Annotated in this window: 14 protein-coding genes; 1 reads left to right on the forward strand and 13 read right to left on the reverse strand. The window is 70.9% G+C overall.

Going from position 1 to position 13,523, the window contains the following annotated elements; translation table 11 throughout:
• Positions 1–141 precede the first annotated feature (141 nt).
• The 6 genes from panB to ABD648_RS11230 form a co-directional block, all read right to left on the reverse strand.
• Entirely contained in the window at positions 142–1,011 is an 870-nt protein-coding gene (gene panB / locus ABD648_RS11205) for a 3-methyl-2-oxobutanoate hydroxymethyltransferase (RefSeq protein ID WP_282215036.1), read from the reverse strand.
• Positions 1,008–1,400, reverse strand: coding sequence for an aspartate 1-decarboxylase (gene panD, locus ABD648_RS11210; RefSeq protein ID WP_282215037.1), 393 nt, complete (start codon positions 1,398–1,400; stop codon positions 1,008–1,010). Before panD ends, panB begins: the two co-directional genes overlap by 4 nt.
• Positions 1,400–2,257, reverse strand: coding sequence for a pantoate--beta-alanine ligase (panC, locus tag ABD648_RS11215; RefSeq protein WP_282215038.1), 858 nt, complete (start codon positions 2,255–2,257; stop codon positions 1,400–1,402). The genes panD and panC overlap by 1 nt, the downstream gene beginning before the upstream one ends.
• Entirely contained in the window at positions 2,254–2,991 is a 738-nt protein-coding gene (locus ABD648_RS11220) for a Rossmann-like and DUF2520 domain-containing protein (protein ID WP_282215039.1), read from the reverse strand. The genes panC and ABD648_RS11220 overlap by 4 nt, the downstream gene beginning before the upstream one ends.
• A 159-nt stretch (positions 2,992–3,150) precedes the next feature.
• Positions 3,151–3,564, reverse strand: a complete 414-nt coding sequence (locus ABD648_RS11225; protein ID WP_282215040.1) for a PIN-like domain-containing protein — start codon at positions 3,562–3,564, stop codon at positions 3,151–3,153.
• Complete coding sequence (locus ABD648_RS11230; protein WP_282215041.1) at positions 3,564–4,244, reverse strand: DUF433 domain-containing protein; 681 nt, start codon at positions 4,242–4,244, stop codon at positions 3,564–3,566. Before ABD648_RS11230 ends, ABD648_RS11225 begins: the two co-directional genes overlap by 1 nt.
• Positions 4,245–4,395: 151 nt before the next feature.
• Between ABD648_RS11230 and ABD648_RS11235 the strand changes: the two genes are divergently transcribed.
• Complete coding sequence (locus tag ABD648_RS11235) at positions 4,396–6,291, forward strand: glycoside hydrolase family 127 protein (protein WP_282215042.1); 1,896 nt, start codon at positions 4,396–4,398, stop codon at positions 6,289–6,291.
• 124 nt (positions 6,292–6,415) lie between these two features.
• Here the strand turns inward: ABD648_RS11235 and ABD648_RS11240 are convergent, their stop codons facing one another.
• From ABD648_RS11240 to ABD648_RS11270, 7 genes are read right to left on the reverse strand one after another with little or no spacing between them, the layout of a single operon-like run.
• A complete protein-coding gene (locus ABD648_RS11240) occupies positions 6,416–7,873 on the reverse strand; it encodes an aldehyde dehydrogenase (NADP(+)) (RefSeq protein ID WP_282215043.1) in 1,458 nt (485 codons plus the stop codon).
• Positions 7,870–9,357 (reverse strand): NAD(P)/FAD-dependent oxidoreductase, encoded by a 1,488-nt coding sequence (locus tag ABD648_RS11245; protein WP_282215044.1) that lies wholly within the window; start codon positions 9,355–9,357, stop codon positions 7,870–7,872. The genes ABD648_RS11240 and ABD648_RS11245 overlap by 4 nt, the downstream gene beginning before the upstream one ends.
• A complete protein-coding gene (locus ABD648_RS11250) occupies positions 9,350–9,664 on the reverse strand; it encodes a (2Fe-2S)-binding protein (RefSeq protein ID WP_282215045.1) in 315 nt (104 codons plus the stop codon). Before ABD648_RS11250 ends, ABD648_RS11245 begins: the two co-directional genes overlap by 8 nt.
• The gene (locus ABD648_RS11255; protein ID WP_282215046.1) at positions 9,661–10,827 is read right to left on the reverse strand and encodes an NAD(P)/FAD-dependent oxidoreductase; all 1,167 of its coding nucleotides are present in this window, start codon (positions 10,825–10,827) and stop codon (positions 9,661–9,663) included. The genes ABD648_RS11250 and ABD648_RS11255 overlap by 4 nt, the downstream gene beginning before the upstream one ends.
• On the reverse strand, positions 10,824–11,531 hold the full coding sequence (locus ABD648_RS11260; protein WP_282215047.1) for a GntR family transcriptional regulator: 708 nt from the start codon (positions 11,529–11,531) through the stop codon (positions 10,824–10,826). The genes ABD648_RS11255 and ABD648_RS11260 overlap by 4 nt, the downstream gene beginning before the upstream one ends.
• Positions 11,518–12,513 carry an ornithine cyclodeaminase family protein gene (locus ABD648_RS11265; RefSeq protein ID WP_282215048.1) on the reverse strand — a complete coding sequence of 332 codons (996 nt, stop codon included), beginning with the start codon at positions 12,511–12,513 and terminating at the stop codon, positions 11,518–11,520. Before ABD648_RS11265 ends, ABD648_RS11260 begins: the two co-directional genes overlap by 14 nt.
• Positions 12,510–13,511, reverse strand: coding sequence for a proline racemase family protein (locus ABD648_RS11270; RefSeq protein ID WP_282215049.1), 1,002 nt, complete (start codon positions 13,509–13,511; stop codon positions 12,510–12,512). The genes ABD648_RS11265 and ABD648_RS11270 overlap by 4 nt, the downstream gene beginning before the upstream one ends.
• Positions 13,512–13,523: the final 12 nt, after the last annotated feature.

Raw genomic sequence — 13,523 nt, forward strand, 5'->3', positions numbered from 1 at the left:
GTCTCCGTTCGGCCCAGTTGTCGGCAGGATTCTCGGATGCAGGTTCAGAAGACGTGTTCTGGACCTGCATCCGTGATTTCTGCCTGCACAGGTACCGGCAGACCGCAGACCGCGCCGAACAGACGGATGCCGCGGCGCGCGCTATCTCCCAGCGAGCAGCTCCCGCAGGCGCGCAGCCTCGTCCGCCGGCATCGCGTACCCGTGCTCGACCCCCGGATACACCCCGCCGCGCACCTCTGCCGCATACTCCGACACCCCGGCGACCGCCGAGTCGCGCAGCTCCGCGTAGCGCTTCACGAACTTCGCCGCGCCGCCGTCGTACAGCCCGAGCAGGTCGTGGAACACGAGCACCTGGCCGTCGGCATCCGCTCCCGCTCCGATCCCGATGACCGGGATGTCGAGCAGGGGCACGAGCGCCGCGGTGACCTCCGACGGCACCGCCTCGACGACGAGCAGAGAGCAGCCGGCATCCTGCAGGGCGAGGGCATCGTCGATCACGGCGAGCGCGGCATCCGCGGTGCGTCCCTGCGCGCGGTAGCCACCCAGGGCCGTGGCGGTCTGCGGAGTGAGGCCGACGTGACCCACCACCGGGATGCCGGCCCGCACGAGAGCCCGCGCCCGGTCGACGGTCGCTCCGCCGCGCTCGATCTTGACGAGGTCGCACCCGGCCTCCTTGATGAAGCGCTGCGCGGTCGTGATCGCGAGTTCGTCCGATGCCTCATACGACCCGAACGGCAGGTCGCCGACGAGCAGCGGCACCGTCAGCCCGCGCCGGACCGCCTTCGTCAGCATGAGCATCTCGTCGACCGTCACCGGGACCGTGCTCTCGTAGCCGAGCACGGTCATCGCGGCCGAGTCGCCGACGAGCACCATGTCGACTCCAGCCTCCTCGACGATCTGCGCACTCGGGTGGTCGTAGGCGGTGACCATGACGATCGGATCGCCGGCATCCTTCTTCGCGGCGAGGCTCGCGAGCGTGACGCGCTTACGGGGTGCCGCGTGCGCGCTCACAGCGCTGCCTCCGTCAGCAGCCGGTCGACGGCATCGTCGACCTGGATGATGCTGTTCGCCCGGTCGACGTGCACGACGGTCGGCGAGTACTCCGTCAGGTCTTCTGCGGAGTAGTCGGCGTAGGAGATGACGATGATCGTGTCGCCCGTGTGCACGAGGCGGGCGGCAGCGCCGTTGACCTGGATCACGCCGGATCCGCGCTCGCCCACGAGCGTGTAGGTCTCGAAGCGCGCGCCGTTGTCGACGTCGACCACGTGCACCTGCTCGTGCGGGAGGATGTCGGCGGCCTCGAGCAGGTCGGGGTCGACGGTGATCGAGCCGACGTAGTGGAGGTCGCTGCCGGTGACGGTCGCGCGGTGGATCTTCGACTTCAGCATGGTGCGTCGCATCAGCGGCCCTTCGTAGCGGAGAGGGTGTGGTTGTCGATCAGTCGAGCCGCGCCCACGCGGGCGGCGACCGCGAGGAGGGCATCGCTCTGGACGCGCGTGACGGATTCCAGGGTCCCCGCGTCGCGGAGTTCGAGGTAGTCGGGCGTGATCCCGGCCTCGGCGAGCACACGGTGGGCGGCGGACAGGATGCTGTCGCCGTCGCGCTCCCCCGCCTCGAAGACGGATGCCGCGGCGTCGAGCGCCTGGTTCAACGCGGTCGCCTGGGCGCGGGCATCCGCGTCGAGGTAGACGTTGCGCGAACTCATGGCGAGTCCATCGCCCTCGCGCACGATCGGGCAGGCCTCGATGCGCACGTCGAGGTCGAGGTCGCGCACGACGCGGCGGACGACGAGGATCTGCTGCGCATCCTTCTGCCCGAAGTACGCGACTTCGGGGCGGACGATGCCGAACAGCTTCGTGACGACGGTGGCGACGCCATCGAAGTGGTGCGTGCCGCGACTCGCGCCGTCGAGCACCTCGGTGAGGCCCGATACATGGATCGTGGTCGCGAATCCGTCGGGGTAGATCTCGGATGCCGCGGGCGCGAACAGGATGTCGACGCCCTCGGCCTCGGCGAGTGCGGCATCCCGGGCCTCGTCGCGCGGGTAGGCGCCGAGGTCTTCGTTCGCACCGAACTGCGTCGGGTTGACGAAGAGCGAGACGACGACGAGGTCGTTCTGCTCGCGCGCGCGGCGCATGAGCGAGAGATGACCTTCGTGGAAGGCACCCATCGTGGGGACGAGACCGACGCTCTTTTCGGTGTGCCGTGCGTCGCGCACCGCGGCCCGCACCTCGGCGATCGTACGGACGATCCTCATGCGGTTTCTTCCCTTGCTGCGATCGCTCGCGTGGCGACGGCGAGTGCGTCGAAGAGGTCCTGGAACCCTCCGGATGCCGCGCGCTGCCGCGCGACCGTCGCCTCGTCGCCGCGGGCGATGGGTCCGGTGAGCGCGGCCCGGGCGCCGCCGGCCACCCAGTTGTCGACGGTGCGGCGCACGAGCGGGGCGAGGCGGTCACGCGCCTCGTCGGCGGGGATGCCGGCCTCGGAGGCGAGCTGCTCGGCGGCGTCGAGCGCGGCGAGCACGAAGTTCGAGGAGAAGGATGCTGCCGCGTGATAGGTCGCGCGGTCGTCGTCGTCGACTCCGAAGGGGCGGGCTCCGAGGCCGCGGGCGAGCTGCTCGGCCGTCGCGAGTGCGTCGGGGGTGCGGCCGGCGACCGCGGCGCCGATGCCGTGGAACACATCGGGCGTCTCGGAGCCGGCGAAGGTCTGCAGCGGGTGGATGCTGAAGTCGACGTCGTCGAGCGGGGTCGCACCCGAGACATGGCCGACCAGCCGCGCGTGCGGGCGGGCGACGAACGCGACTGCGGCGATAGCGGCATCCGGAACGCAGAGCAGCGCGATGTCGACGGTCGGCATCGCCTGCTCGCGCCGGAGGGGCCCGAGCACCTGGTACCCCGCCGTGCGGAGCGCCCGGGCGAGGACGCCGCCGAGACGTCCGGCGCCGATCACGGCGATGGTCGTCTCAGGCGCGAGGGAGGAGGTGGTCTGCATGTCGATTCTCGGGCCGGAATGAGATGGCCGCATTGCCAGAAGTATCCGCCCGGAGGCGCATCCGCTCCAAATCTGGGAGCATTCAGACAAACACTAGCGGACTGAACTCAGCAGAATCATGAGATTTCTTCGCCCAGCATTTGCATGCTGACCCCGCGGTCAATCAGGAAGCCGCACAGGGCGCAAACCCGACACGTTCATCGCCAGCGCCCAAGGCCCTGCACCTCGCTTGATGATCTCTCGCTTGAGCCGTTCTTCGTGTGCGAGAAACAAGTCGGCCTGCTCCTGTGGACGGAGGTCTTGCTTTGCGCCGATCCAGACGGAGCGGATGCCGAAGGACTTGTACGCCGCGAGTTCGGCGGGCCTGGTGCGAATTCGTCGGTCCCGGGTCACGACGATGAACCCGGCGGCACCCACAAGGGGCATCCAATCCAGGTCACGCGCACCCAAGGGCACTGCGGGCAAACGGGAATGCCCCGGATGAACGACATCGGCTCGGCCGAGCCGGATCAGCACCTTGGCCATGCCCAGCGTGTTCTCGTCGGCGAAGTACACCGGCGAGAAACCGTTCATCACGCCGCCCGGTCGCTGCCGGCGATCAGCTCGAACCGAATGGCAGCGTCGACTTGCGCCGGAGTGAGCTCATACAGTTCGGCCAGCTCTTCGCGCGTCGATCCCGCTCGGTAGTCCTCAGCGAGCACCTCGGTGCGCACGTTGCGGATCGCCGGCTGACCGAAGGTCCGCTCGGGATCCATGACGACCTCGGGAGTCCGCGGGTCGGGGCGGAAACGTCCGACCGAACCCGCTTCGTAGTCGACAGCGTCACGGAAGCGCTCCGTGGCCGCCGCCATCATGCTCTGACCGTTGCGCGCGACGACGAGTTGCAGCGATCGGTCGAGTCCGACACTCTCCTGCACGACTCTCACGAGTTCTCGCCCCTCCACATCGAGGAACGGGCTCGCCTGCGCCAGAGGATAGGGGCCGAACTCAGTCCGGAGCTTCTCGATCGCCGGGCGGAGCCGCTGCACAGAAACGTCCTGGTCACGGAACTCGGCGAGCATTCTCGCTTCGACCATTTCACCCCAGGTCACCGTCTCGACACCGGTCGGCGCTTCACGCAGCACGGGGTCGTAGTACTTCCCCGCCCGCACGTATCCCTCGAGCCAGCGACGCGAGGTGCCGCCGCGCAACCCGACGAGACGATCGACGTCCGCATAGGAGTAGATCGCCCGATCGAGCAGCGAGATGGCCATGTGGACCATCATGACATCCAGCACGGCAAGGGAAGCAGATTGCTCGCATCTGTGGATGAGTGAAACTTCTCGCACCCGCGAACCCGGTACAAGTACAATTGCACCACTCGTCGCACCACGGCGCGAGCACTACACGAAGCGAGGCCCGGACATGCCCGACGACCGCAGGATCAGTCGCGGACCCCTCGGACAGACCAGGCACGGTGTGCGCCGTCCCCTCCCCGCACCGCCCGCCATCGACCGCGGCCAGGTGCACGCCTGGCATCAGCGCAATCGGCAGGTCACCCTGCCCCACGGTATGGCGATGCTCGAGGAGTACGGCAACCTCGACAACCTGCGGCGCCTCACCGGCGAGACCGATGCCGACTTTCGCGGCATGCTGTTCGCCGACTCCGACATCTACAAGACGCTGGAAGCCGCCGCCTGGGAGATGGGCAGAGAAGCGGATGCCGGACTCCGGGCCTTCTTCGACCGCACGGTCGACCTGATCGAGCGCGCACAGCAGGACGACGGCTACCTCGACTCGGCCTACCTCGGCAGAGACGACCGTCTTCCGTGGAGCGACTTCGCCCAGGGACACGAGCTCTACTGCCTCGGTCACCTGATCCAGGCAGCGGTCGCCGCGCATCGCGCCATCGCCGACGATCGCCTGCTCGGGGTCGCCGAGCGCTTCGTCGCGCACGTCGTGGACAGGATCGGCTCCGATGACGCGGTCGAGTACTGCGGGCATCCGCTCGTCGAAGCGGCACTCGTGGAGCTTCACCGCACGACGGGCGCCGAGGCTCCGCTGCGCCTGGCCGAGGCCTTCGTGCGCCGCCGCGGCGCAGGTTTCCTCGGCGGCGTGACCTTCGGCGCGGCCTACTACCAGGACGAGCAGCCCGCCCTCCAGGCCACCACGATGCGCGGCCACGCGGTCCGGGCCCTCTACCTGAACCAGGGGATCACGGACCTGTACCTCGAGACCGGCGACCCGGCGATGCTCGACACAATCCGCACGCAGTGGGACGACCTCGTCGATCGGCGGATGTACGTCACCGGCGGCACGGGAGCCCGCCATGAGGACGAGGCCTTCGGCGAGGCATTCGAGCTGCCGCCGGATCGCGCCTACGCCGAGACGTGCGCGGGCGTCGCCCTGTTCGGCTGGGCATGGCGGATGTACCTGGCCACCGGGGCGGCCTCGTGCCTCGACGTCGCCGAGACGGCCCTGTACAACGTCGTCGCGGCCGGGATCTCCGCACACGGAGATTCGTTCACCTACGTCAACCCGCTCCAGGTGCGCGACGAGCGCCCGTACGGCGGAGCCGCCCCCGACGCACGGCGCCGCTGGTTCAGCTGCGCCTGCTGTCCGCCGAACCTGATGCGCACCTTCGCCACGCTCGAGCATCACCTCGCCGCGGAGCGGACGGACGGCCTCGACATCGCCCTCTACGCCTCCGCCACCGTGCAGGCGCACGGCGCGACCGTGGAGATCGACACGGCCTACCCCGCCGACGGACTCATCCGCATCCGCGTGCACGGGGATGCGGATGACGGATGCCGTCGGCTCGCGCTGCGCGTGCCCGGCTGGGCGACCGGTGAATCCGTGACGCTGAGCCAGAACGGCGTCGAGATCGAGCCGCACATCGAGGACGGGTGGATCGTCATCGACGATGCCCTCCTCGACGGCACGACACTGGAGCTGCGGCTCCCGGTGCAGACCACCGTCATCCACCCGAACCCGCGCATCGACGCGGTGCGCGGTACCGTGGCCGTACGTCGTGGCCCCGTCGTCTACTGCGCGGTCGGCGACGTCGACGGCCTCACGATCGACCCCGCGAGCGTCGCGGAGGCAAGGATCACCGCCGCCGAATCCGCTCAGGGTAGCGAAGGGCGCATCGCTCTCGGACCTCGGCTGGAGCTCGCCGCGCACCGCGACGCGGCCGCGTCGGCACCGCTCTACTCGTCGAGCGCGTCGGATCCCGCGAGCACACCGGTCACCGTCGAGCTCCGCCCGTTCGCAGAGTTCGACGGCGGTGCCGCGATGCGCGTGTGGCTGCCGACCGCCTGAGGGCGGGTGGGGAAACCCAGACCACCATGACCGGACACGGCGTGTCCGCCGGCGGCACGCCGGGCAGCATCCGCTTGCTCTGGGTTTTCCCTCGCCAAGCCCGCGCCGGCGGCGCCCTGACGACTCAGGGCAGGACCACGACCCCGTCCACACGACGCACGATGCGCAGCGGGTTCGCCTCCTTGAGAGCATCCGGCAGCAGGCTCTCCGGCACGTTCTGGTAGGCGACGGGCCGCAGGAATCGCGTGATCGCGGCCATGCCCACCGAGGTCGAACCCACCGCGGTCGTCGCAGGATACGGTCCTCCGTGCTGCTGGGCCCAGGTCACCGAGACCCCGGTCGGCCACTGGTTCCAGAGCACACGCCCCGCCCGCTCCGAGAGCGCCGCGATGAGCTCCGGTGCGATCTCGTCGTCGTCCCGGCCGATCACCGTGGCCGTCAGTTGCCCCTCGAGCCGCGCCGCGATCTCCACCAGCTCGCTCTCGTCCTGATAGGTCACGACGAGAGCGGCGGGGCCGAAGATCTCGGACATCAGCGTGTCCATCTGCGCGCGGAGCGTCTCGGCCGTCGTGGCGAGGAGCACGGGCACCGGCGCCTCGCCGTCGGCTCCGGTCACGACCGTGCGCACCCCGTCGACGGCTCGCGCCGAAGCGAGCGACTCACGGAAACCGTTCTCGATCCCGCCGTTCAGCAGCGGTGCCGCCGCCGGCAGCTCCTGGGCCTCGAGCTCGGCGAGGACCGACGAATCCGACGGGACGAAGAGCACGCCCGGCTTGGTGCAGAGCTGCCCGGCGCTGCCGGTGACGGAGGCGACGAAGTCGCGCGCGATGCCCGCAGCATCCTGCTCCGCCGCCCGCCGCGTGACGAACGCGGGGTTCGTGCTCCCCAGCTCGCCGTAGAACGGGATGGGCTCCGGCCGGGCGTTGGCGATGTCGAACAGCGCACGTCCGCCCCGCACCGACCCGGTGAAGCCCGCAGCCTTGATCGCGGGCGCCTGAAGCGCCTGCACGCCGGCCTCGGTGCCGTAGATCGTCTGGAACAGGCTGTCGGGGGCGCCGGCGGCAGCGAGCGCATCGACGACGACGGACGTGGTCGCCGCCGAGAGGTCCGGATGCCCGTGGTGGGCCTTGAGCACGACCGCGTTCCCCGCGGCGAGCGCACTCGCGGTGTCGCCGCCCGCGACCGAGAAGGCGAACGGGAAGTTGCTCGCGGCGAAGACGAGGGTCGGTCCGATCGGCTCCAGCTGGCGACGGAGATCGGGACGCGGAGCGCCCATCGGCCACTCGGCATCCGCATGATCGATCCGTGCGTCGAGCCAGAGGCCCTCGGGCAGCATCTCGGCGAACATCCGCAGCTGGAAGCTGGTGCGACGCAGCTCTCCGCGCAGTCGCGGCTCGGCGAGGTGGGTCTCGCGCTGCGCGACGGGGATCAGCTCGTCCGCGTGCGCGTCGAGGGCGTCGGCCACGGCGACCAGCACTCGCGCGCGCTCGGCGATCGCGGTGCGCTTCCACTGCTCCGATGCGCGCGCGGCGCGCGTGACGATCCGGTCCACGTCGGTCGCGGTCGTGTCCTGCATGCTCATGTCTCCTCCTGAGAACGGTGGTGCGGCTCGAGCGCGGCGAGATCGCCGAGCGAGACGGGCACGCCCACCTGTCGATTGGTCAATGATTCGAGTGCGGCGGCATCGACGTCGCGGCCGGTCCCGGTGGCGACGAGCTTCGAGAGCGCGAAGCCGCAGACCCTGCCCTGGCACAGCCCCATCCCCGGCCGGGCCGTGACGCGCACGTCGCGGGCGTCGTCGGCGTGCAGCGTTCCCACGGCATCCGACACCTCGGCGGCGGTGACCTCTTCGCACCGGCAGACGTGCGTCTCGGGGGTCAGCCACTCGCTCCAGGCCGCGGGGACGGGACTCGCCCGGTGCATTCCGACGGCGAAGCGTCGCCCGCGCCGCAGCCGCCGACGGTGCCGGGTCATGCTCGCCCGGTCGACGTGGGCGCCGAGGTCCTGCGCGGCGGCGGCCCCTGCGAGCTCGCCCTCGGCGCACGAGGCGATCGCCCCGCCGATCCCGGTGACCTCGCCGGCGGCGAAGACGAGCGGATCGGAGGTGCGCATGTCGTCGTCGACCTCGACGACGAGCGACTCGTCGACGTCGACGACCGTGCGCAGCCCGAGACCGACGGCGATCTCCAGCTGCGGGGTGAATCCCCATCCGAAAGCGACGAGGTCCGCAGCGACCGTGCGGGACGTGCCGGGCCGCACGCGGCCGGAGCTGTCGACGCGCGACAGTTCGACCTCGGAGACCCGGCCTCCGCCGCGCACGGCGGTGACCACGGTCCGCGTGCGCAGCGGCACGCGATGGCGGAGGAACGTGGCCGCGTACTGCGCCCCCTCCCAGAGCTTCCCCGGCTCCTCGAGTGCGCGCAGCGGCGTGGCCGCCCAGCGCGACAGGGCGTTCGCGTCGACGACCTCCACGACCTCGACTCCGGCGGCGGCGAGCCCGGCGGCGACCGACAGCAGGAACGGGCCGGTGCCGGCCACGACCGCGCGTCGACCGGCTCTCACCTGGTTCGCCTTGAGCATCGCCTGCACGCCGCCGGCGGCCATGACCCCGGGCAGCGTCCATCCGGGAACGGGCAGCTGACGATCGTAGGCTCCGGTCGCGATCACGAGCCGACGCGCCCAGGTCGTGCGCTCGAGGAGCGGAAGGGCATCCGCGCCGGTGACCGCACTCGTGCGCAGGGCCACCCTGTCGCCGAAGCTGTCGGTGCGCCACACCTGCCGCCCGGCGACATGCCGGAGACGCCCGGCGGCCACCGCCGAGGCCAGTCGATCGCGAAGGTCGGTGTAGTGCCGCCAGTGGTGATGCCCGGTGTCCTCCGGAGCAGCGAAAGCGTCGCGGTGCCGCTCGTCCGGGTGCCGCCAGTACTGGCCGCCCGTCTGCGCGCCCGCGTCGATCAGCACGACCTGCAGACCGTGCTCGGCGGCGGCGACCGCGGCGCTGAGGCCCGCGGGGCCGGCACCGATGACGGCGACGTCGGCGATGGTCGCGGCATCCGACTCAGTCATGGGATCCCTCCGGCAGCGGAAGCGGTTCGTCGGGGTCGGAGCTGCGCACGTCCTGTCCGTCGCAGGCCTCTGCGAGGCACGCGCGCTGGGTGCGGATGCCGTCGACCGTGACGAGGCAGTCGAAGCAGACGCCGATACCGCAGAAGAGGCCGCGCGGGGCCCGGTCACGACGGGTCGTGCGCCACGAGACGATGCCCGCCGCGGCGAGCGCGCCCCCGATGGTCTGCCCCGGCGCGAACGGCACAGGCGTGCCGTCGAACGTGAGCGTGTTCTCGGCATCCGCTCCGGTGGCCTGCGCGCGGATCATGCCGCGACCAGTCCCTCGAGTCGATCCGGTCGGAAGGGGGCGAGGTCGAGGTCGGTCGTCTCAGCCCGCAGCGCCTGCGCGAGCAGCTTGCCCGTACCCACCGAGAGTCCGACACCCGCGCCCTCGTGACCCGCCGCATGCCAGAGACCGGGCAGACGGCCGTCCTCGCCGATGGCGGGCAGATGGTCGGGGCAGTACGGGCGGAACCCCGAGTAGGCGCGCTGCACACCGACATCGCGCAGCGCGGGGAACAGACCGAGGCCGCTCTTCGCGATGCGAGCGACGGCCTCGGCGGAGAACGAGGAGTCGAAGCCGACCCGCTCGCGGCTCGCGCCCAGGAGGATCGTCCCGCTGGGCGTGCCCTCGACGACCGGGGAGACCTGCAGCCCGGCATCCGAACTGGCGACATCGCCGACGTACTCCGCCGCGTAGACCTTGTGGTGCACCGTCACCGGCACGGGCTCCGTGACCAGCACGAATCCGCGACGCGGCAGCACCGGGAGGTGCACACCCGCGAGCGCGGCGATCTCGCCGCTCCAGGGGCCGGCGCAGTTGACGATCGCGCCGGCGGAGATGTGTCCGATGGAGGTGTCGACGCCGACGGCTCTGCCGCCGGAGGTGCGGATGCCGTGCACCGTGGTGCCGGTGTGCAGCTGCGCGCCGTGCTCCCGAGCGAGCCGCAGCAGGTGGTGCGTGGCGAGCAGCGGCTGCACCTGCGCGTCGTCGGGGTAGAACGCACCGCCGGCGAGGGCGGGGTTGATGTACGGCTCGAGCTCGCGGAGACCGGCGTAGTCGTCGATGATCTCGGCGCGGATCCCGAGTTCGCGCTGATGGGCGACGAGGTCGACCAGGCCGCTCATGCTCGCGGTGCTGCCGGCGACGACGAGCCCGCCCTTCGACTCGAACTCCCAGAGGGCCGCGTGCTCGGCGAGATCCTCGCGCCACACGCGCTGCGAGTAGAGCGACAGCTCGAGCTCCGGGCCGACCTCCTTGTCCGAGACGAGGATGTTCCCCTCGCAGCGGCTGCTTGTGCCCGAGGCGATGGAACCGCGCTCGACGACGATGGTGGAGAGGCCGGCGGCGGCGGCGAAGTACGCCGTCGCGGCACCGACGACTCCCGCGCCGACGATGACGACGTCGGCGCGTGCGGTCGATCCGTTCACTTCCCGATCGCCTCCGCGGGGTCGGGCTCCTCCACGGCATGCCCGGACCAGTCGCCGCGGACGTGCTCGATGTGCGCGAACACGAGGTCTCGCGCGCGCACCGCGTCGCCCTCCTCGATCGCATCCATGATCGTGTGATGCTCCTTGGCGGAGCTGGTCAGATGACCGCGCTCGTACAGCTCGGAGAGGCCGAACAGCCGGGTCTGCGATCGCAGCGACTGGACGAGCTGGGTGAGGCGCGCGTTGCCGGCGTAGTTCAGGATCGCGAGGTGGAAGTCGCTGTCGGCGCTCAGGTACTCCACGAGATCGCCGCGCTCGGCCGCGGCGACGATGGCGTCGGCCTGACGGCGAAGGCCTGCGTGGGCGCTCTCCGGGATGAGCGGCGTCGCCTTCTCGACGGCCGGCGGCTCGAGGAAGAGGCGCAGCTCGGTGACCTCGGCGAGGTCGTGCGACGACACCTCGGTGACCCGGAAGCCGCGGTTCGGCATGGCGACGACCAGTCCCTCGCGGACGAGATCGAGCATGGCCTCGCGGATCGGCATCGCCGAGATGCCGAACTCCTCGCCGAGGCTCGGCGCGGAGTACACCCGGCCGGGCTGCATCTCCCCGCTGATGATCGCGGACCGCAGCGCCCGTGTCACGGTGTCGCGGATGCTGGGCTGCTTGCTGAGCCGCACGAGGCTCCGCACATCACTTCCGGACATCTGAGTCCCCCTCCCGAGGCATCGCGTCGGCGCTCTGCGCCGCCCGCAGGATCTCCGCCACCACGGCGAGATCCTCCCAGCTCATCCCGACGCCGGTGTAGACGGCGGGATGCCCCTCACGGCGCGCGAACGCACCCGTGACCAACTCTGGCAGATTGGCCACGGCCTGCCTACCTGCCTGCCACGCGTCGAGCTCTCTGGCCTGGAGCAGGTTGCCGTTCTCCCGGAACGCCGAGGCCCTCGCCTCCACGACCAGATCGGCGTCGGTCACGAGGTCGGCGGCCAGCTCCCGGTGGTCGGCGCCGTGCGAGCCGACCGCCGCGATGACCGCGTCGTCGTCGACGTCCGCGCGCGCGATGACCGGTTCCGACGACGAGGTCGCGGTGACGATCACGTCCGCATCGCGCAGGTCGTGTCCGTCGCCGGGCTGCGCCGGGATGCCGTCGGCGCGCAGCCGTGCGACGAGCTCGGCCGCCCTGGTGCTGTTGCGACCACGGATGCTGACCGCGCCGATCGGCATCAGCGCGGCGAGCGTGCGCACATGCGCCTCGGCCTGCGGACCCGAGCCGAGCACGGCGAGCGTGTCGATGTGCTCACGCGGGCCACGGGGGTCGGCGCGGAGCATCCCGCGCACCGCGACGGCGGTCACGGCCGGCGTGCGGAGCGTGGTGAGGTGCGCGCCCTCGAGGATCGCGAGAGGGCTGAGCGTCTCGGCATCGAACACCAGGTACCAGGCCTGGATCTTCGGCAGCCCGCGCTCGCTGTTGTGCGGGGCGATCGTGACGACCTTGATCCCGGCATGCTCCGGCGACTGGGTCGGCATGAGCAGGAACTCGCCGCGGTCCAGTGGGCTGAAGAGCCGCGGCGAGTCCGACTCCACGTCCACGCCGTCGCGCAGCGCCGCCTCGATCGCCGCGACGGCGCCTTGGCGGTCGAGCGCGGCGTCGATCGCGTCGACGCCGATGACGGGAACGGAGGTCACAGCACGAAACCTCGCGGGAACGGGTCGCTGGGGTCGAGCATGTACTGCGCCGTCCCGGTCACCCAGGCGCGGCCCGTGATGGTCGGGATGACGGCGGGGATGCCGGCGACCTCGGTCGTCTCGACGAGCCGCCCGATGAAGCTCGTGCCGATGAACGACTCGTTGCGGAAGTCCTGGTTGAGCGGCAGCTCGCCGCGGGCATGCAGCTGCGCCATGCGCGCGCTGGTGCCGGTGCCGCAGGGGGAGCGGTCGAACCAGCCGGGGTGGATGGCCATCGCGTGTCGCGAGTGCAGCGCCGTGGAGCCCGGCGCCTTCAGATACACGTGGTGGCAGCCGCGGATGGTCGGGTCGATCGGATGCACCGGCGACCCGGCCTCCTCGATCGCGGCCATGATGCTCAGGCCGGCCTTCAGCAGCTCGTCCTTGTGCGCCCGGTCGAACGGCAGGCCGATCTGCTCGAGCGAGACGATCGCGTAGAAGTTGCCGCCGAAGGCGAGGTCGTACTCGACGGTCCCGAGCCCCGGGACCTCCACGACCTGGTCCAGCGCGACCGCGAACGACGGCACGTTGCGGATCGTCACGCTGTCGGCGTGGCCGTCGGACACCTGCACCTCGGCGATCACCAGACCGGCCGGGGTGTCGAGGCGGATCGTCGTGACCGGCTCGACGACGGGCACCATACCCGTCTCGACGAGCACGGTCGCGACGCCGATCGTGCCGTGCCCGCACATCGGCAGGCAGCCGGACACCTCGATGAACAGCACGCCGAAGTCGGCATCCGGCCGCGTCGGCGGCTGCAGGATCGCTCCGCTCATCGCGCTGTGACCGCGGGGCTCGTTCATCAAGAGCGTGCGCAGGTCATCGCTGTTCGCCATGAACCACTGCCGGCGCTCCTCCATGCTCGCCCCGGGCATCACCCCGACGCCGCCGACGATCACGCGCGTCGGCATCCCCTCGGTGTGGGAGTCGACGGCGTGGAAGACGCGCTGTGCTCGCATCGATGCCTCCGG

The organism is Microbacterium luteolum (genome assembly GCF_039533965.1).
In the GTDB taxonomy this organism is placed as follows: domain Bacteria; phylum Actinomycetota; class Actinomycetes; order Actinomycetales; family Microbacteriaceae; genus Microbacterium; species Microbacterium luteolum.